17 protein-coding genes and 1 pseudogene are annotated in these 19,553 nt (G+C 55.6%); 11 read left to right on the plus strand and 7 right to left on the minus strand.

Features of this window, described 5'->3' with window-relative positions:
* Positions 1–58: 58 nt before the first annotated feature.
* Complete coding sequence (locus ACTG1P_RS19770) at positions 59–871, plus strand: MlaA family lipoprotein (RefSeq protein ID WP_005334673.1); 813 nt, start codon at positions 59–61, stop codon at positions 869–871.
* Positions 872–983: 112 nt separating this feature from the next.
* Here ACTG1P_RS19770 and sodB read toward each other — a convergent pair whose 3' ends face one another.
* Positions 984–1,568 carry a superoxide dismutase [Fe] gene (gene sodB, locus ACTG1P_RS19775; RefSeq protein WP_374836562.1) on the minus strand — a complete coding sequence of 195 codons (585 nt, stop codon included), beginning with the start codon at positions 1,566–1,568 and terminating at the stop codon, positions 984–986.
* 288 nt (positions 1,569–1,856) lie between these two features.
* On the opposite strand from sodB, the gene ACTG1P_RS19780 reads away from it, so the two are divergent.
* The gene (locus tag ACTG1P_RS19780) at positions 1,857–2,201 is read left to right on the plus strand and encodes a Grx4 family monothiol glutaredoxin (protein ID WP_069555635.1); all 345 of its coding nucleotides are present in this window, start codon (positions 1,857–1,859) and stop codon (positions 2,199–2,201) included.
* A gap of 162 nt (positions 2,202–2,363) precedes the next feature.
* Here ACTG1P_RS19780 and ACTG1P_RS19785 read toward each other — a convergent pair whose 3' ends face one another.
* Positions 2,364–3,575: an RsmB/NOP family class I SAM-dependent RNA methyltransferase gene (locus tag ACTG1P_RS19785; protein WP_440002022.1), complete on the minus strand. Its 1,212-nt coding sequence runs from the start codon at positions 3,573–3,575 to the stop codon at positions 2,364–2,366.
* 215 nt (positions 3,576–3,790) lie between these two features.
* On the opposite strand from ACTG1P_RS19785, the gene ACTG1P_RS19790 reads away from it, so the two are divergent.
* From ACTG1P_RS19790 to ACTG1P_RS19830, 9 genes and pseudogenes are all read left to right on the plus strand, one after another.
* Positions 3,791–5,767: a reprolysin-like metallopeptidase gene (locus tag ACTG1P_RS19790; RefSeq protein ID WP_440002023.1), complete on the plus strand. Its 1,977-nt coding sequence runs from the start codon at positions 3,791–3,793 to the stop codon at positions 5,765–5,767.
* Positions 5,764–6,093, plus strand: a complete 330-nt coding sequence (locus ACTG1P_RS19795; protein ID WP_440002024.1) for a hypothetical protein — start codon at positions 5,764–5,766, stop codon at positions 6,091–6,093. The genes ACTG1P_RS19790 and ACTG1P_RS19795 overlap by 4 nt, the downstream gene beginning before the upstream one ends.
* Positions 6,094–6,345: 252 nt before the next feature.
* Positions 6,346–8,315 (plus strand): annotated as a pseudogene (locus ACTG1P_RS19800) (reprolysin-like metallopeptidase).
* Positions 8,294–8,632 carry a hypothetical protein gene (locus ACTG1P_RS19805; protein ID WP_440002025.1) on the plus strand — a complete coding sequence of 113 codons (339 nt, stop codon included), beginning with the start codon at positions 8,294–8,296 and terminating at the stop codon, positions 8,630–8,632. Before ACTG1P_RS19800 ends, ACTG1P_RS19805 begins: the two are co-directional and overlap by 22 nt.
* 304 nt (positions 8,633–8,936) lie before the next feature.
* Positions 8,937–11,129 (plus strand): reprolysin-like metallopeptidase, encoded by a 2,193-nt coding sequence (locus ACTG1P_RS19810; protein WP_440002026.1) that lies wholly within the window; start codon positions 8,937–8,939, stop codon positions 11,127–11,129.
* A gap of 177 nt (positions 11,130–11,306) precedes the next feature.
* Positions 11,307–11,945 carry a pyridoxamine 5'-phosphate oxidase gene (pdxH, locus tag ACTG1P_RS19815; RefSeq protein ID WP_440002027.1) on the plus strand — a complete coding sequence of 213 codons (639 nt, stop codon included), beginning with the start codon at positions 11,307–11,309 and terminating at the stop codon, positions 11,943–11,945.
* Between the two features lie 36 nt (positions 11,946–11,981).
* Positions 11,982–12,596: a glutathione S-transferase family protein gene (locus ACTG1P_RS19820; protein WP_440002028.1), complete on the plus strand. Its 615-nt coding sequence runs from the start codon at positions 11,982–11,984 to the stop codon at positions 12,594–12,596.
* Positions 12,596–14,236, plus strand: coding sequence for a GNAT family N-acetyltransferase (locus ACTG1P_RS19825; protein WP_440002029.1), 1,641 nt, complete (start codon positions 12,596–12,598; stop codon positions 14,234–14,236). The genes ACTG1P_RS19820 and ACTG1P_RS19825 overlap by 1 nt, the downstream gene beginning before the upstream one ends.
* A 6-nt stretch (positions 14,237–14,242) precedes the next feature.
* Positions 14,243–14,782: a GNAT family N-acetyltransferase gene (locus tag ACTG1P_RS19830; RefSeq protein ID WP_440002030.1), complete on the plus strand. Its 540-nt coding sequence runs from the start codon at positions 14,243–14,245 to the stop codon at positions 14,780–14,782.
* 96 nt (positions 14,783–14,878) lie between these two features.
* Here the strand turns inward: ACTG1P_RS19830 and ACTG1P_RS19835 are convergent, their stop codons facing one another.
* The 5 genes from ACTG1P_RS19835 to hflD form a co-directional block, all read right to left on the minus strand.
* Positions 14,879–15,292 (minus strand): hypothetical protein, encoded by a 414-nt coding sequence (locus tag ACTG1P_RS19835; RefSeq protein WP_440002031.1) that lies wholly within the window; start codon positions 15,290–15,292, stop codon positions 14,879–14,881.
* Between the two features lie 183 nt (positions 15,293–15,475).
* The gene (locus ACTG1P_RS19840) at positions 15,476–16,606 is read right to left on the minus strand and encodes a ribosomal protein uL16 3-hydroxylase (protein ID WP_219270960.1); all 1,131 of its coding nucleotides are present in this window, start codon (positions 16,604–16,606) and stop codon (positions 15,476–15,478) included.
* A gap of 2 nt (positions 16,607–16,608) precedes the next feature.
* Positions 16,609–17,388 carry a DUF2971 domain-containing protein gene (locus ACTG1P_RS19845; RefSeq protein ID WP_440002032.1) on the minus strand — a complete coding sequence of 260 codons (780 nt, stop codon included), beginning with the start codon at positions 17,386–17,388 and terminating at the stop codon, positions 16,609–16,611.
* Between the two features lie 56 nt (positions 17,389–17,444).
* On the minus strand, positions 17,445–18,815 hold the full coding sequence (purB, locus tag ACTG1P_RS19850; protein WP_041208877.1) for an adenylosuccinate lyase: 1,371 nt from the start codon (positions 18,813–18,815) through the stop codon (positions 17,445–17,447).
* A gap of 121 nt (positions 18,816–18,936) precedes the next feature.
* Positions 18,937–19,551, minus strand: a complete 615-nt coding sequence (gene hflD / locus ACTG1P_RS19855; RefSeq protein WP_041208876.1) for a high frequency lysogenization protein HflD — start codon at positions 19,549–19,551, stop codon at positions 18,937–18,939.
* Between the last annotated feature and the right edge of the window lie 2 nt (positions 19,552–19,553).

Here is a 19,553-nt window from a genome sequence, read left to right on the forward strand (position 1 = left end):
ATAGGAGCCGGGTTATCTATACTTCTGATAAATCAAAATAAAACGTCAGGACAATCATATGTATCTTCGTTCAGGGGCCATACTGGCAGCCCTCTTGCTGGCTGGCTGTGCCGGTGGCCCACCCAAGCCTGGCCCAGAGAGTCTGGATCTCAATCCCGGCATGAATAATCCGGGTGCCACCAGTACGGCGGCCGATCCGCGCGATCCCTTCCAGGGGGCCAACCGGGCCATGTGGGCGGTCAACTATGATGTGCTGGAGCCCTATGTGGCACGTCCTGTGGTACATGCCTATGCCCGCTACATTCCGGTAGGGGTGAAGGATGGCATTGCCAACTTTGTTGCCAACTTTGATGAGCCAAGCAGCATGGTGAACCATCTGATCACCGGTGATTTGAAGGGGGCGGGCACCAACCTGGGGCGCTTTACCCTCAACACCACGGTCGGTCTGCTGGGTATCTTCGATGTGGCCAAACATGCAGGCCTCGAGCGTAACAAGCTGGAGATGGACACAGTGCTGGGCAGGGCCGATATCGGTAATGGTGCCTACATCATGGTGCCTGTCTACGGCCCGACCACCACCCGGGAGCTGGTTGGCGATGCGATTGACAGCTTCTACTTCCCCTATGCCCTGTTAACCTTCCCGATGAAGGTTGCACACTGGGCACTGGATGGCTTGGGCACACGTGCCAAGCTGATCGATCAGGAGCGGATCATCGACAACTCACTCGACCCCTATGCACTAACTAAGGACTTCTACCTGCAATATAACCAGGGCAAGGTGACGGGCAAGCAGACCGAGCTGAAAGCGTCTCAGCAAGAGCAGGCCGACGATGCCAATCTGGATGAATATATGGACGAGTTGGACCAGTAAACTGGCTATCTCGATATGTAAAAGGCGCCTGCGGGCGCCTTATTCATTTCCGCAGCCATCTAGATATAAAAAAACGCCCCGCAGTGCGGGGCGTTTTGGCAAGCGAGGCTGATTAGGCAGCCAGATTCTTGGCCACGAATTCCCAGTTAACCAGAGCCCAGAAGGTTTCCATGTACTTCGGACGCAGGTTGCGGAAGTCGATGTAGTAGGCGTGCTCCCACAGGTCAACAGTCAGCAGCGGGGTGGTACCGGCTTCAGTCAGCGGGCAGCCAGCGTTGGAGGTGTTGACGATGGCCAGAGAGCCGTCAGCTTTCTTCACCAGCCAAGTCCAGCTGGAACCGAAGTTGCCGATGGCAGATTTGGTGAAGGCATCTTTGAACTCGGCGAAGGAGCCGAATGCCTTGTTGATGGCCTCAGCCAGGGCGCCAGTCGGCTCGCCACCACCATTCGGGGAGAGGCAGTGCCAGTAGAAAGTGTGGTTCCAGATCTGGGCGGCGTTGTTGAAGATGCCGCCGCTGGAGGTCTTGATGATCTCTTCCAGAGACTTGCCTTCAAACTCGGTACCCGGCACCAGATTGTTCAGGTTGACCACGTAGGTGTTGTGGTGCTTGCCGTGGTGATATTCCAGAGTTTCCTGGGAGATGTGCGGTTCCAGAGCGTTGATTGCATAGGGCAGAGCGGGAAGTTCGAATGCCATTTTCTACTCTCCATTGGCTGGACCGTGCGAAGGCGACGGTTGCAAGACATTGCGTACTCTTTTCTATATGTGAAAAGAGTTGTTTTTAAAATGATGGGGCAGGGTAGCCCAAAGCCAAGGGATTGTAGCAGTATCAAAGATGGCCTAACAACTCTTGATTGGCGCCATGATCGCGATCAAGCCTGAGTGGGTTCTTTGCGCAATTCTAACCGGGTCACCCCTTTGTCAGTTTGTGCTCGGGCAAGATTGCAGTAGAATGGCCGCCGAAATCGCTCTAGTGAGGCACCTATGGAAACTATTGAAAAGATTAAGCAGCAGCTGGCTGATAACCCCATCATCATCTACATGAAGGGCTCCCCCAAGCTACCCAGCTGTGGCTTCTCTGCCCAGGCCTCCCAGGCTCTGATGTCCTGCGGCGAGCCGTTTGCCTACGTTGATATCCTGCAAAATCCGGATATCCGCGCCGAATTGCCAAAATTCGCCAACTGGCCGACCTTCCCCCAACTGTGGGTTGAAGGTGAGCTGATCGGTGGCTGTGACATCATGATCGAGATGTTCCAGGCCGGCGAGTTGCAGGCTCTGATCAAAGAGACTGCTGCCAAGTACAAGCAGGATGACGCTGCTGCTGAATAAGCGGGTGTTCACATCGCTAAAAAGGGAGCCATCATGGCTCCCTTTTTTATTTGCTGGCGATGCAAGCAGCACACACTGTAACCCCCATCGGGAGTGGGTCTGCAAGCCAAAACAGAGCGGCTGCCAATGGCAGCCGCTTTTTCTATCTGGTCATCGGGCAGATCAGGCGATCCGTTCGATACGCGCCATGTAGAAACCGTCGAAGCCGGTCTCGGACGGGCTCACGGTGTGATCGTCACGCAGACGGAAGTTCTCGTTGGCCGCGAGGAACTTGTCCACCTGCTGGCGGTTCTCCTGAGGCAGGATGGAGCAGGTTGCATAGACCAGCAGACCACCGACCTTCACCATCTGGCTGTAACGCTGCAGGATCTCTTCTTGCAGTGCGACCAGCACCGGCAGACGCTCGGCGGTATCGCGCCACTTGGCATCCGGATTGCGCTTGAGTACGCCCAGACCGGAGCAGGGCACGTCCAGCAGTACGCGGTCGGCGCTCTCTTTGAGGCGCTTGACGGTCTTGCTGCTGGTGATGACCCGGGTTTCCACGTTGTGGGCACCGGCACGACGGGCGCGCTGCTTGAGGTTCTCCAGCTTCCACTCTTCCACATCCATCGCCAGCAGACGGCCTTTGCCTTGCATCATGGCGGCGATGTGCAGGGTCTTGCCACCGGCACCGGCGCAGGCGTCGATAACGCGCATGCCCGGGGTCACTTCCAGCGCAGCAGCAACCAGCTGGGAGCCTGCGTCCTGCTGTTCGAAGCAACCATCGGCAAAGGCCTTGGTGCGGAACAGGGCGGCATCGGAGGTGACCTGCAGGGCCGTCTCCACACCTTCAACCTGAATGGTGGTGACCTGCTCTTTGGCCAGAATGGCTTGCAGCTCATCACGGGTGCACTTGAGGGTGTTGACCCGCAGGTAACGCTTGGGCATCCAGGCCAGGGCAGCACGCTCGGCAGGCCAGGCTTCACCCAGCTGCTCGCTGCCCAGTTTCTCCAGCCAGCTCGGGCAACCATCCATCAATACCGGGTTCTTCTTCGCCTCGGTCAGACGGCGGCGGAATGCTTCTTCATTGAAGCGATCCAGGGTCGGGTGGTTGGGCTGGGCAATTTTGTGGAAGGCATGCCAGCTGTGCAGCAGCGGCCAGACATTCTTTTCGGCCTGACGCACCTGAATGCCGGTGAGAAAGCAATAGAGGCTGAGACGGCGCAGCAGGTCGCCGGTGACCAGGGCAATCCTTGCCTGTTCTTGCGGTTTTAGTTCGATGCCGGAGAAGTGACGGGCATAGGCGCGGTCGAGGGTAAGACCCTGACCGAGCACATCGTCAACAATGGCAACGACCAGATCCCCGAAACGGGGCAACAGTGGGGATTTGAGCATGAGATTAACCTTGGCCAGATAAAGATGAACCGCACCTTTGTGAAGAGGGGCAGTTCTAAAATTGACAAATCCGCGCAATGATAGGGGTTAGACGGGGTTGGCGCAACACTCCCCATGGGTGAGTGGCTGAAACAGTGGCGCCGGGCTTCTTGATTCGGCGGGATAATGATGCCGGTTTTGGTTCAAAAAAGTGCATGACTACAAGGATGACAAAGATGCATGTGACCAGTAAGTGTTCGTTGGCCCTTTTGGTGGCCAGTTTGTTGGGGTCAACCAGCCTGATGGCCAGCGAGTGGAGTACGGTAGCCGCCAGAGCGACTGCGGAGCAAGGTTATGAGGTGCGGGCCAATCAGTTTCGGGTGGCCAAGGTGCCGCTCGACTATTTTGCCGGGCTGCAAGCCGGGGCGAGTGAGCTGACCCTGCCGCTGCCCGATGGGGGGGAGGTCACCTTTGCTCTGGAAGCCTACGACTTGCTGCCTGCAGATCTCGCCGCCAAGTATCCGCAGATCCGCACCTTCAAGGGTCACAACCCGGCACATCCGATAGAGACAGGGCGCTTCGATCTGGGGCCGCAAGGTTTCCACGCCATGTTCAGCCATCAGGGCAAGATGGTGTTTGTTGATCCGCTCAGCAATGCCGAAGGCTACGCCGTCTATTACCAGCAGGATGCCCATAGTCGATTGGAAGAGGCGGCAGATGAGGTGATAGGGCCCAAGCTCAGCAAACTGGTGCGCAAGGTGCAAGTGGATGGCAATGTTCGCAAGCGCTACGTCATTGCCATTTCGGCGACAGGAGAATTTACCCAATACCACGGTGGCTCCAAAGCGCTTACCATGGCGGCGATTACGACCTTGCTCAACCGTGTCAATCAGGTCTATCAACGGGATGTGGGCGCCGAATTCGTGCTGGCCAGTGGCAATGACAACCTGATCTTTACCGATCCGGCCAGCGACTTGTTTGCCAATGATAATTCGGATGCGCAGACCAATATCGGGGTACAGGCTTATTACTTTACCAATATGCAGCTCGGTAATTTTGATATCGGCCATGTCCTGAATACCAATGGCGGCGGTCTGGCCGGTTTGGCAGTGCTCTGCACCAATCAGAAGTCTGGCGGGATGTCGGGTTCACCCACACCGGTGGGAGATGCCTTCTTCGTTGACTATGTGGCTCATGAAATTGGCCACCAGTTTGGTGCCGATCATACTTTCAACGGCACTACCGGGAGTTGCGGTGCAGGTACCCGGGTTGCGAATCAAGCCTATGAGCCAGGTAGTGGCAGCTCCATCATGGCCTATGCCGGTATTTGTGGTGATGAGAATATCCAGACTCACAGCGACCCCTATTTTCATAGCAAGTCCATCGAGCAGATGCGTGCGCACATGGCGACCGTATCGACTTGCGGAACCACACTCTCGTTGAGCAATAATGCCCCGCAGGCAGCAGCAGGGGGGGACTATGTGATCCCTGCCAATACGGCCTTTATGTTAAAAGGGGCTGGTGGAGATCTGGATAATGATTCTCTGCTCTACAACTGGGAGCAGATCGATCTGGGTACTGAATCGAGCAGTGCCGCCACCATGGTTGACGATGGCTCCCGGCCGCTGTTTCGTTTTGTATCTCCCACCAGCTCTGCCGAGCGGATTTTGCCAAGCTTGCCATCGTTGCTCTCCGGTACTCTCGCCAAAGGGGATGCTTGGCCGACGACCAACCGGGATCTCAATTTCAGACTGACGGTGCGTGATGGTCAGGGTGGCGTAGCCAGTGATGACATGAAAGTGCAAGTGATCAATACCGGTGCGGCATTTCGCATCACCAACCCGTTTTACGGGGTGACTCTCACTCCGGGGGCCAGTCAGGCAGTGGCATGGGATGTGGCGGGCACCACGGTGGCGCCGATCAGTTGCAGCAAGGTGGACATCTCGGTGACCCAGGATGAGGGCGTAAGCTGGACAATGCTCGCCGCCGGACAACCCAATAACGGCGCAGCAACGGTAACGTTGCCTGCCGATCTCACCAGCAGCGTCAGGCTGAAAGTGGCATGCAGCGACAATATCTTCTTTGCCATCAGTCCCCTCAAATTGCCTCTGGTGCAAGGTGGCTCGACTTCAGGTGGCGGCGGTGGTGGCGGGGCGATCGGATTGTGGACGTTGGCTCTGGCGCTGCTCGGCTGGCAACGGAGGCGCAAATGAAGGGAGTCCCTCTGTTGCTGCTTGCCGTGCTCGGCGGCTGTCAGGCCGATGCCAGCACGCTGGAACAGGAGCTGAGTGCAAGCCTCGCCAGGCAGGATTACCGCCTGATAGTGATAGCCGGGCGGGGAGAGTTCGCCCCCGGTATTGCAGCCGAGCATCAGGCAGAGGCCAAGGCGCGCTGTGGCAAGCGTTATCTGGATGGATTGGGCGATGTGATAAGACCCGAGCAGAAAGAGGCACATGCCAGGTTGAGCGCTTATGCCAGCGAGTATAACCAGCGTATGGTGATTCATTGCCCAATAGCATCGGGCGCTGACAAGCAGTAATACACCAACGAACCAATCCAAATGGAGGGGATATTCTGCCCCTATCTATCCGTGAAGGCGCCAATGGCGCCTTCACTTTTTTCCGTTGTTGAATGGGGTCAGTCTGTATCGCCTGAGATGGGGAGCGCGGGTGTAGCACGATTTCTCAGCGTGACAGAAGTTTTGTGCGAATTTTCTTTTCTGTCTATCACGCAGATCGTCAATTGACGCTGCACCATACTTGTTGTCACCAAGGTAGGGCAAGGAGGCTCTATGAAGCATGGCATTGCGGTGATTATCACCAGTTTGTCTGTTCAGGTTGCAGCAGAACCACAGTGGACCTTCATGGATGAAAACTTGGAAAGGGGAGGGATCTATGATGTGCGAGCTGAAAAGGTCAGAGTGGTGGTTCCTGACAAGCCTTTTGAACCCGGGCATCTTGCCAGTGTATTGACCTTGCCATTGCCGGATGGCACTACGGTGCAGTTTGATGTTCATTCCAATGCCTTGCTCCCGGAGCCTTTGGCCCAGCGCTACCCTTCTATCAATACTTACAGTGGGAAGGCTATCGATCGGGCGGCGGATACAGGCCGATTTGATGTCACCATACATGGTTTTCACGGTATGTTTACCCATCAGGGGCGTACCTTTTATGTCGATCCGCTTCAGGACGGCTTCTCTTATGCCGTTTATGAACAGCAAGATGCCTGGCGGCGACAGGATGTGGATCAGGTGATTGATCCTCATGGTATCGAGCGTGAGCGAGCTGTGCTAGTCGATGGCAATTTGCGCAAGCGCTACACCATCGCCATCTCGGCAACCGGGGAATATACCCAGTATCACGGTGGTACCAAGGTTGCAGCACTCTCGGCCATTGCAACACTGCTTAATCGGGTCAATGAAGTCTATCGCCGTGATGTGGGGGCCGAGTTTCAGCTTGCAGCCGATACAGACAAGGTGATTTTCACTGATCCTGCGACGGATCCTTTCACCAACTCGACCCAGGATATCGCCATCAACCAGACCCAGCAGGGGCTACTGTTAAATCCAACCTTTGATTTGGGCCATCTGCTGGCGACATCAGGCGGCGGGGTGGCGACCCTGAGATCTCTGTGCAACCCTTTCAGCCGTTCACGGGGCATGACCGGAGGCTCACAGCCTATCGGCGATGCATTCTTTATTGATTATGTGGCTCACGAATTGGGGCACCAGTTGGGGGCCGAGCACTCTTTCAATGGCATGGCCGACAGTTGTGCCACGGGTCGCAAGGCTAGCTCAGCCTGGGAACCGGGCAGTGGTTCGACCATCATGGCCTATGCCGGGATCTGTGGTGAGGAGAATCTGCAGGTTAACAGCACACCTTTCTTCCACAGCAAGTCGATCGAGCAGATGCGGGCCCTGATGGCCTCTCTGCCCTCCTGCGGCACCGACCTGGCGCTTGCCAATAACGCGCCGGTTGTGGATGCGGGGGGGACAGGGTGATCCCCGCCAATACGCCTTTCACTCTTGTCGGTAGTGCGCTGGATCTGGATGGTCATCCCCTGAGTTACACCTGGGAGCAGGTTGATCTTGGCAATGCATCTTACAGCGTGGCAACCATGGTGGATGATGGAACCCGCCCGCTGTTTCGCTTTGTGTCTCCTACATCGGATCCTCGCAGAACCTTGCCCGCCATGAGCTCTCTGATATCGGGTGTCTTGGCCAAAGGAGAGGCGTGGCCTGCGACCAATCGCAATCTCCAGTTTCGCCTTACCGTACGTGATGGTCAGGGGGCGGTGAGCAGTGATGAAATGGTGGTTCAGGTGATCAATACTGGCGCGGCATTTGCCATCACAGCTCCGCAGATCGGCACCATGGTGGCGGGTAGCACTCAGCTAGTGACCTGGAATGTAGCAGGGACCGATCAGCCTCCTATCAATTGTCCCAGCGTGGATTTAGCCCTGACACAGAATGGCGGTTCTAGCTGGACTACGCTGGCAAGCGGGCTTGCCAATAACGGGTCGGCCAGTGTGGTGTTGCCTGCACCGTTGACCAGCACGGCCAGGCTGAAGCTGGCATGCAGCAATAATATTTTTTTCTCTATCAATGGGATAAGAGGTAATGCGTCTGCCACTACGGCCACAACAGAAAGTGCAACCGTCATTACTGGTAACAGTGCGGGCGGCGGTGGTGGTGGCGCTGTGAGTCTTATCGTGATCCTCCTGATGGGAGGGGCAGCCGGATGGCGCAGGTATTACGGTTAGTTGTCAGTTTGCTGTGTCTGCATATCTGCGCAGCGCCTGTTGTGGCCGCATCGCTGACAGAGGCAATAGATGAGAGTCTTGCTGCCCAGGATTATCGGCTCATCGTGCGTGGCGGGCGCGGCGGTATAGCTCCGGGGGTTGAGGAGTCATTGCAAGCAGAAGCGAGAACCCGGTGCGGAGTCCGTTATCTGAAAGGGTTCGGTGATGTAATTGAGATGGGCAAGGAGTCGGAGTTTGAGCAGCGGATTGACTATGCCACCCGATATAACCGACAGATGCTGGAAAAGTGCATGCCGGAGGCAATTTCAAGGCCATAGTGGCTGTTCAATAACGGCATGTAAACCGACATGATTGGAGTTATAACTCTAATATTCCAAACATACTGATAGCCTCATGGGAATGATCCGATGACTCACATATGAGCCCCCATATACTTTTTTGGAGTTTTAACTCTATTAAAAAGAACTGCTGAAAATGCTAACAAAATGAGCTGTTTATAAACTTTAACTCACTAACCTTATGATTTTAAATGAAATAAAATCCATTTAATTTTTATTGAAAAAGTTGAGTTGTGACTTGTGTCACGTTATTCTCGCCGGCTGTTCAGTCAGGTGATTAATAATGATGAAGTTCACAATAAATGCAATCTCAGTTGTCATCGCAATGTCAGCCAATATTGCGCTGGCATCCCCATGGCATATGGTCGAAGCAAACAATAGGCAGGCGGCTGATACCGTCACAACTAGTGCCTATACCAGATTTAAGGTCGATGAAGAGTTTATTCAAAACCTGCGTGCTGGCGATACGCTGATTACCTTGCCATTACCAAATGGTGGAATGGTGCAATTTGAAGTGCAGCCATCATCGGTGCTACCACCCGCATTGGCCGCCAAGTATCCGGATATCATGACCTTTAAAGGCCATGAAGTGGGTAATGAAAATAATACCGGCAGTTTTGATATTTCCCCCCGTGGTTTTAATGGCATGTTTATGCACCAAGGGGAGCAGGTATTTATTGATGTTCAACGTAGTGGTCTTTATTCTGTTTATTACAAGAAAAATGTAAAACCGCGAAAAAATGGGAATCATGAAGAGCTGATGCAGAATAATACAAGTGAGCATGAAAATGAAAAAAAGCGCTCCTTGTTAGATAGTGCAACTAAGCAAGCTGAACAAAACTATAACTTTCCTGGAGTAAAAATATATCGGATTGCGATATCTACTACTGGAGAGTACACCACCTCATTTCATGGTAAAGTTGGTGCTTTGTCATCTATCGTAACATTGCTGGCTCGTGTCAATGAGATATATGAGCGTGATCTTGGCATAAAATTTATATTGGCAGATGGCAATGATAATATCATTTTTGAGGATCCAGATACAGACCTGTTTTTTAACGGGTATAATAAAGACCGCACATCGGCCACGCCAAACATAGATCGTGATGATGCCCATCGAAATGAGCTTGTTCAACAGCTGGCTCAAAGAGAAGTCGATCCTGATAAAAAATTAGGTGAGTTTGATATTGGTCACGTGCTGATGACGACCAATTATTCTGGCTTGGCATGGGGGACGCTGTGCGCAGCTCCAAATCTGGATTATTTCGGGAATAAGTCCCTTGGTCGAAATCTTCGTTCCAATGCCATGAGTGGTGCCGGTAATGGTAGCTCGGGCGCTGGAATTGCAGAGATCGATGCGATGTTTGTCGATACTTTTGCGCATGAAGTGGGCCATCAACTCGGTGCAGAGCATATTTTTAATGTCAATACTGGTGGACGTGTAGCTAATTCCGCTTGGGAGGTTGGTAGTGGCACAACTATCATGGGTTACCCAGGCAGAGCAGGCATGGGATCACAAAATCTGCAATCTAAAACGACAGGTTGTTTTCATAGCAAGTCCATTGATCAGATGCGTGCTGTGCTAGCCAACCGTCCAGATAATTGTGGCGCTGTTGAGCCTATGATCAAGCAAGATATTGATGTGAATATCTCGCCAGCATCGCAATCAAAAGTTATTCCTGTTCGAACTGCATTTTCACTCACAGGGATTGGTGTCGGTGAAGATGGAATGACCTTTACCTGGGAACAGGTTGATATTGGTCGGGCGACTGAGAGTGCATCTGATATATACTATGGGAAATTGAGCGATGGACCCTTATATCGTTTTGTGGCGCCTGCAAAGTCTCCTGAACGTCACTTTCCTTCTTTGGCTACTCAGCTAAGGGGATATGAACGATTTATGTTGCAACAGCCTGAGCTAATAAAAGATGAAGAGAAGGGCGATCCATGGGTCAATGTACCGCGCACCCTTAACTTCCGTCTGGTCGCCCGTGATGGCAAAGGCGGTGGTGCCTATGATGAGACCTCGGTCGAAGTGGTCGATACAGGTTCACAAACCTTCAAGATATTGCCAGCCCCTGACCAGCGTATTCTGGTTGGCAGCCCGACCACAGTGAACTGGCAAGTAGCTGGAACCGACGGTGGCCGCATCAACTGTCAGCGGGTCGATATCAGTTATAGCAACAACGATGAAGGCAAGAGTTGGCAGCCGCTGGTCAATGGCGTGAACAACAATGGCGCCCATGAGGTGACCATTCCGGCTAATGCTGGCAGCGCTGTTCGCCTCAAGCTGGCCTGTAGCGACAATATCTTCTATGCCATTACGCCAAAACTGGCGACCAAGAGCAGTGATACACCGGCTACCCAGCCTGAAAGCAATGGCGGCGGTGGTGGCGGCGGTTCGACCGGTCTGTTCGCGCTGTTGGGCCTTGGTATCGCTGCGCTGCTGCGTCGTCGTGAGATCATGAGCTACTAAACCAGATAACCCAAGGGTGAGATTACCCATCTTTGGTAAATTGATAAAAAAAAGCGAAGAGGCGTTAGCCTCTTCGCTTTTTTTGTATGGTTTACAAGGTCGCTTTATCGAGCGCACAATGCCTGCGTCACTCTCTTGATGGTCGTGGAACCATTATTTATTTGAAGGAAAATCAAGATGATGGATGTTGCTGATCTGCGCCGTGAGTATACCCGTGGCGGGCTGCACCGGGCTGATCTGCCGGCCGAGCCGCTGGCGCTGTTCGAGAAGTGGTTGGCGCAGGCTTGTGAGGCCAAACTGACCGATCCCACTGCCATGGTGGTGGCGACCGTGGATGCCGAGGGGCAGCCCTGGCAGCGTACCGTGTTGCTCAAGCACTACGACGCCCAGGGGATGGTCTTTTACACCAACATGGGCAGCCGCAAGGCGCAGCAGCTGGAAGGCAATCCCTGTATCAGCCTGCTCTTCCCCTGGCACACGCTGGACAGGCAGGTTCATGTGACCGGTCGGGTGGAGAAGATGAGCACCTTCGAGGTGATGAAGTATTTCCACAGCCGCCCCAAGGACAGCCAGATCGCCGCCTGGGTTTCCAAGCAGTCGACCCGCATCTCGGCCCGCGGCGTGCTGGAGGCCAAGTTCCTCGAGCTCAAGCAGAAGTTTGCCAATGGCGAAGTGCCGCTGCCGAGCTTCTGGGGCGGCTTCCGGGTGGTGATCGAGACGGTGGAGTTCTGGCAGGGGGGCGAGCACCGGCTGCACGACCGTTTCTACTACACCCGCGAAGGGGATGGCTGGCATATCGAGCGTCTGGCCCCCTGATCGCGCTGTTCAAATCCGTTTTCACAAGGAGTGTGTATGCGTCTGTATGGTGATCTGCGTTCCGGCAACTGCTACAAGGTGTGGCTGCTGGCCCGTTGGCTGGGTCTGCCCCTTGAGTGGATAGAGGTGGATATTCAGGCGGGGGATACCCGTACCCCCGCGTTTTTGGCCATGAACCCCAACGGCAAGATCCCGGTGCTGGAGATTGGCCAAGACGATGCGCTGGCGGAATCCAACGCCATCCTCTTCTATCTGGGGCAAGGCAGTGCCTTGTGGCCAACCGATCCGCGCCAGCAGGCCGAGGTGCTCAAATGGATGTTCTTTGAGCAGTACAGCCATGAGCCCTACATCGCTGTGGCCCGCTTTATCGTTCACTATCTCGGCCGACCCGAGTCGCAGGAGGCGCGGCTCGACGGGCTGAAAGCCGGTGGCGAGAAGGCGCTGGCGGTAATGGAGCAGCAGCTGAAACAGAGCCCCTACCTGTGCGGTGATGCGCCGACCATCGCCGATATCGCCCTTTATGCCTACACCCACGTGGCAGAGGAGGGGATCTTCTCCCTGCAGGGGGGGTCCGCTATCCGTAGCTGGATCGCCCGTATCGAAGCCCATCCCCGCCATCTGACGCTGCCAGCGGCCTGTCAGGCCAGCTGATGGAACTGCTGATCGAGGCCAGTCTGTGGCAACCGCAGTGGACTGCGCTGTTGCAGGTCTGGCAGCTGCAGGGTCATCGCTGGCAGCTGCTACTGGGCAAAGAGGCGGCCGCCGCCCTCGATCAAACCGATGCACCCTGGGCGAGCAGCCCTCCAGACGGGGTGCTCTGCCCGGGAGCCCTGCTGGCTGCCTGGCTCGATGGGGATCTGCTGGCGGATTTTCATGTTGATCCCAGCCGCCAGGTCCTGATTAGTGCCTCCACCTCGCTGCTGGCCCTCGCCAGGGAACAGGGGCTGCTCACCCTGGGTCCGGTGGGGGCCGATCTGCCGCTTACCCCCGAGGCCGATTTGGGCGCAGTGCTCAATCGCCTGCTGGCGCGCCGCGTGACGGTGCCGACACTGGCTGAGGGGCATTCGCTATCAGGTGTCGTATTGCGACCACTGCAGGCCGACGATGAGTGCGAGATAGTGCGCTACTGCAGCGACGAGGCGCTGGCCCGCTACACCCTCAATATTCCTCACCCCTATCCACCGGAGGGGGCCCGCGACTGGCTGGCCCTTTGCTGGCGCAGAGCGGCGCTTGGCCTTGGTTGGAGCTGGGCCATCACCTTGCCAGAGGAGCAAGGTGTGGCGTTGCTTGGGGTGATCTCCCTGCACTGGAATGGCGAACTGGCCTGGTGGGTTGGCGTGCCCTGGCAGAATCGCGGTCTGGCGACCCGGGCAGCCAGCTTGGTCAAGGGGTTCGCCTTTGACCAACTGCAACTGCCTGCGCTGACGGCTCGCCATATGCCAGACAATTTAGCCTCCGGCCGGGTGATGGCAAAAGTGGGCATGCACTATCGCGGGCGACGCCATATCAGCGGTCGCCAGCCGTGTGAGGTGAGCTACTGGCGGCTGGATCGCGCTCCCTCCTTACCCAATCCCTTGCCCGAGGAAATTTCCCGCTGGCTGGCAGATGAGCGGATTGCCGTGGTGATCCTGTGGGATCCCGCAACGACTAATCGGCAGAGTACCAACGGCAAGCTGGCCATCTCGCTCTTTGTGGATGAGAGGGACGCGGGGGAGGAGCCCTGTTTTGTGCGCTGCCCGCCGTATCTTGAGAGGTTGCTGGCGCTGCACTGTTACCCCGTCGAACTGCTGGAGCAGGCCGAACCGGAGCAGTTGTCCAGTCTTGGCGGCGTCTTGCTGAAAGACAGGGATGAACAGGGGCTGGCGTGGTTGCTGCAACTGGCCGCGTTGCAGCGTCAGGGGCCTGAGTTGCTCAGCCGGGAGGAGCGCGCATCACGGATCCACTGGTTCAACCAATTGATGGTGCAGGCGCAGGGCGATCAGGGTGACTCGTCGCAGATACGCTATCAGCAGTTACGGCTGCTGGTGGAGCTGCCGGAGCTGGTCGACGAGCTGGATGGCTGTTGGCATCAAACGCCCGAACTGACCTTTGAGCGGTTGGCGCGGGAGGCTCCCGCCCTCTGGCTGGCCTACCGCGAGGCGATGAACAGGGTCACCCCGGCTACGCTAACCGCCTTGCAGCAGCAGTTTGCCGCTCGTTTTCCTGAGTGCACCCTCCCATTTTTGGACAAAGGTACTCAGAATGACCAGCCGTTGTGTGGAATAATGCCCGCTCTGCTGTACGAGGAGTAATACCTGATGTTGAGAACCGAGCGCCCCGGTGACATGCTGCCGGTTTATGAGCTGCTGAGTGCTGCCTTCGGTCGTGCCGATGAGGCCGAACTGGTCAACCGCCTGCGCGAATGTGGTGCTGCCGTAGTGACCATGGTCGAAGAGGAAGAGTACGAGTTCATGGGGCACCTGATGCTAAGCCCGATCACCATTAACGACATGGAAGGTCCCTGGCTTGGTCTGGCGCCGGTCGCGGTTCATCCCGACTGGCAAGGTCAGGGGATTGGTTCTGATCTCATCCGTGAAGGGCTTGATACGGCGCTTGAGATGGACTGGAAAGGGGTGGTAGTACTCGGGGATCCGGCCTATTACAGCCGTTTCGGTTTCCGCCCGGCCAGCGAGTTTGGCCTGCACTGCATCTATGAGGTGCCTGCCGACTGCTTTATGGCGATGGAGCTACAGGAGCGCGGTTTTGCGGGTGTGCAGGGTGAGGTGCTCTATCACCCCCTGTTTGATGAACTCCCCGACGAGCTGCCGGACGCGCAGGCAGAAGTGTCCCATTTATAGCGAGACGTCGCAGCGACAAGCCATAGCGAAAAAGCCCTCATTGAGGGCTTTTTCATCTTGTATTGATCCCTGCCGGGCTTATTCGAGCAAATTGGCTCAGGCAATGATGTCGAGCTGGGTGCCCTTGCGATTATCTTTGCCCACCATGTCACCCATCTGCTGGGCGAGCGGGCTCTGCTGGAATTGCATGTAGTCGCTGAGATTCTGCTGGCGCTGGTAGCGAGTCGCAGCCTGATACATATCAGCCGTGCTCGGGCCCGACTTGCTGTCGCTCTCCTGACCGCTGGCCTCCAGGTAGCGCTCCACCACGGCTTTATCTTGCTGGTTAGCTGTATAAGAGACCGCCATGGCTCTGCGAGCCGTTGCTTTCTCTTCGCTCTGTGCCTGCAATTCATCCTTCTTGGTCAGTGCTTCGTTACGGGCCTGATTGACCTGCTCGGGTGTGACAGCCGGAGAGGAGGGATATTTGCCGTAATCAGGCAGCGGCATGGGCCGTGAGGTGATTTGCATGGTGGTGCTTCTCTTGTGAACAGGGATGGACGCATGATACCCATCCATTTTAGTTCAATAAATCACCACCTGTCGGTTCATCAAGAGTGGGTTCAGCTTCGCGCATCGATTGTTAATTGAACCGCCTCTGAGTGACAAAAAAGGCGCCATAAGGCGCCTTTTCATCCTTCGGTTACTGCCAGATCAGTTAAAGAACCAGTACCCGCGGTTGACCAGTCGGGTCAGCAGTTGAAGGAAACCGGCCTGATCGGCCAGCTCCACCATGTCGGCCTGAGTGATGATGTCCTTGTCGCACAGGAGCGAAATGGCTGCCGCATCTTCGCTCTGCAGGGTCCAGGCTTCACCATCGATATAGCACTGTTGGCACTCGCCGCTGAACCAGACGCTGCGCAGGCCCGGTACCTTGATGGCGGGCTCGCCCTGGGTCAGCAGGTCGGCTACCTCCTCGGCGCTGTAGTCCGGTTCCACCGGATTGACGTCCAGATCGTGCTTGGCTTCGGAGATCATGGTGCCGAACCACTCCTTGAACAGGGTCTCGTCATCGAGCGCCTGTTGCATCAGCTCGCGCAGACGGTGCAGCTCGTGGGGCTGGATCTCGCCGTGACGGGCACGGGGCTTGAGATCGGCATCGCCGTAACGCTCGGTACGCACCTCGTTGTCGATCAGGTGATCGGCAAAGGAGGAGATAAGCGCCTTGGCATCCGGCGCGCGGAAGCCCACCGAGAAGTTCATGGAGGGCTCGATGGCGTAGCCTTCGTGGGGGAATCCGGGCGGAATGTAGAGGATGTCGCCCGGCTCCATGATGACGTCGATGATCGCCTCGAACGGCTCGCAGTGCAGCAGGGCGGCATGGGCGGCAAACTCGTTGAGCGGCTTGGCATCGCCAACCCGCCAGTGACGCTTGCCGATACCCTGGGTGATGAACACGTCGTAGTTGTCGATGTGGGGGCCGACACCCGCGTGAGGGGTGGAGAAGCTCACCATCACATCGTCAAAGCGCCAGCCCGGAATGAACTGGAACGGCACCGCCAGCTCGTTCACCTCGGGGGCCCAGTGGTTGCATGCCTGTACCAGAATGGTCCAGTTCTCTTCGCCCAGATGGTCATAGGATTCGAAGGGACCGTGGGCCGCATCCCACTTGCCGTCGAAACGGGTGACCAGACGGGACTCTACCACCTCTTCCATGGCCAGACCCGCCAGCTCGTCCGGGCTGATGGGGTCCTGAAAGTCTTTGAAGCCACCCTTGATAAGGAGCGGGCGCTTCTGCCAGTAGTGCTCAAGGAAGTGAGCGATATCCAGATTTAATTCGTACATGTTCACCAGTCTCGATATGGTATTTGAGTATGTATAATGCCGTTTACAATATTTAACTTATTAAATAAGGTTGGTAACGCTCTAAATGCTAGGTCTATATTAGGTGTTGGACCTATACAAATGTTCCAAATTAGTTCGTTTTTTTCATTAAGCTTTAAGTCCAAGGGGACGTAAGGTATGAGAGTTGATTTTCCTGGTCGAAGGTTAATCCTAATGTCATCAAGGTTAATAAATGAGATTAAACGCCACTCACTCTCTTCTATGAAAGACTCATGTTTAAAAAATGGAGCTATCAAAAACAATTGCTTTATTAGCTCATCAATATTATCGATATTTTCTTTTATTGAGGATGCAACACGCTCCCCCCAATTCTGTATAGTCTTTTTCTTTTCCTGTGGATTGTAAATGCATTTTTTCAAATAAAACCCCTGCAGTGATGCAGATTCACATAGAAGGCTTTTATTAAAACCAATGTTATATCCAAAACCACTGGGGCAATATCCACGCCATTGACTTAAAGAGTCCCCTTTTTCTGAAAAACAAGCAACATAAACTGATAGCTGAGAGGCGTTGTCAATCGTACTGATTATATTGTCATATGTGCTAATTTCTCTGAGGCTAGTAGATGATTGACGCAGAGAAATAATTTCCGACCTTGCCATATCAAGACCATGTATAAATTCTTGACTGTCATTCATAAAGTGAATGTTGGTAGACCATATGGAAGAAGAATTAATAATTCCAAGTAAACCAATACCGCTAGTATAGTGGTGAAGAATCATAATACTTTCTCATAAAATAAAAGAAGAAAGGCTTTTAGCCTTTCTTCTTTTGATATTTACTTCAGCAGATCAACCAGACGCTGGGCGTCACCGATGTAGTTGGCCGGGGTCAGCTTCTTCAGCTCAACCTTGACCGCTTCCGGCAACTCCAGGGTGTCGATAAAGGTGCGCATCCCTTCGGCATCGACACGGCGGCCACGGGTCAGCTCCTTGAGCTTCTCGTAGGGCTTCTCGATACCGTAGCGGCGCATCACGGTCTGGATCGGCTCGGCCAGCACCTCCCAGTTGGCATCCAGATCGGCGGCCATAGCGGCGTCGTTGGCTTCCAGCTTGGAGATACCCTTGAGGGTGGACTGGTAGGCGATAAGGGAATAGCCGATGGCAACACCCAGATTGCGCAGCACGGTCGAGTCGGTGAGATCTCGCTGCCAGCGGGAGATGGGCAGCTTGCTCGCCAGATGCTGGAATACGGCGTTGGCCAGACCCAGATTGCCTTCGGAGTTCTCGAAGTCGATAGGGTTGACCTTGTGCGGCATGGTGGAGGAGCCGATTTCGCCAGCGATGGTGCGCTGCTTGAAGTGACCCAGGGAGATGTAACCCCACACATCGCGGTCGAAGTCGATCAGGATGGTGTTGAAGCGGGCCATGGCGTCGAACAGCTCGGCGATATAGTCATGCGGCTCGATCTGGGTGGTGTAGGGGTTCCAGGTCAGACCCAGGGAGGTCACGAACTCCTCGGAGAACTGGTGCCAGTCCACTTCCGGATAGGCGCTGATGTGGGCGTTGTAGTTGCCGACCGCACCGTTGATCTTGCCGAGGATCTCCACCGCCATGATCTGCTTGTACTGGCGCTCCAGACGGTAGGCGACGTTGGCCATCTCCTTGCCCATAGTGCTCGGGGTCGCCGGCTGGCCGTGGGTGCGGGAGAGCAGCGGCATGTCACGGTACTCATGTGCCAGACGCTTGATCTCGCCGATCAGCTTCTCGCAATAAGGCTTGATGACCTCTTCGCGGGCGGTTTTCAGCATCAGACCGTGGGAGTTGTTGTTGATGTCTTCCGAGGTGCAGGCGAAGTGGATGAACTCGCTGACAGCCGCCAGCTCCGGGTTCACTTCGACTTTCTCTTTGAGGAAGTACTCCACCGCTTTCACATCATGGTTGGTGGTGCGCTCGATCTGTTTGATGCGGGCGGCGTCGCTCTCGTTGAAGTTGCTGACGATGCCGTCGAGCAGGGCGTTGGCGGCCGCGCTCAGGGCAGGGACTTCCGGGATCCCGGCGTGGCTGGCCAGTTTCTGCAACCAGCGAACCTCGACTTCAACGCGAAAACGCAGCAGGCCGAATTCGGAGAAGATAGGGCGCAGGGCATCGGCCTTGTCGCCATAACGACCGTCAATCGGGGAAACAGCAGTCAGCGCGGACAGCTCCATGGGGTGAACTCCTGATGATTGGTGTGGGGGATCCGTATTCACTTGCGCGCCGGTCGGGGTGTATCAAGGCTGATGTGCGGCTGTTCACCTTGCCTCCCTCTCCCTGCGCGCAAGCCAATGATTAGTAACGCTTGGCCAGTTCCACCATCTTCTTGCGAGCGAAGATGATCTGGGTGCGGCTGCCACCGAGCTGGCGCCACAGCACCACGGCGCGGATGCCTGCCAGCAGCAGGGCGCGCACCTTGTGCTGCACCAGCGGCTGCTGCAGGAACAGCGGGGTGCCTGCCACCTGAATGCGCGGCCCGATGGGGCTGATAAGATCGCTGTAGATGCTCGCCATGTTGGCCAGGATCTGCTCGTCGAGCAGATCGAAATGCTGTTGCTGGCGACCGATCTGGCTGATCCGCTCACCCAGCATGTTGAGAATGTCCTTGCGCTTGGCCAGCTTGCGCTCCAGCGCAATCAGGCTCACCACGTAGCGGGTCAGCTCGGCATTCTTCTGGCTGCCGTCGGCACCCAGCTGCTCGACCAGCGCGCGGTAACCGTCGCGAATGGCCAGATGGGTGTTGTTGAACACCTCGAGCGGGTGGCTCGGGTTGGTCACCAGAATGCTGGAGAGGCTCTCGCGCAGGGCGGCCTCGTCACAGCTGCCGTCGCGGGCCACCTTCTGGACCAGCGCGGCCGCCTGGCAGATGCCGGCAAAGGCCATGGTTCTGTCTTGGAATTTATCGCTCACGT

This window comes from Aeromonas sp. 11P, from assembly GCF_051920165.1.
Taxonomy (GTDB): domain Bacteria; phylum Pseudomonadota; class Gammaproteobacteria; order Enterobacterales; family Aeromonadaceae; genus Aeromonas; species Aeromonas veronii.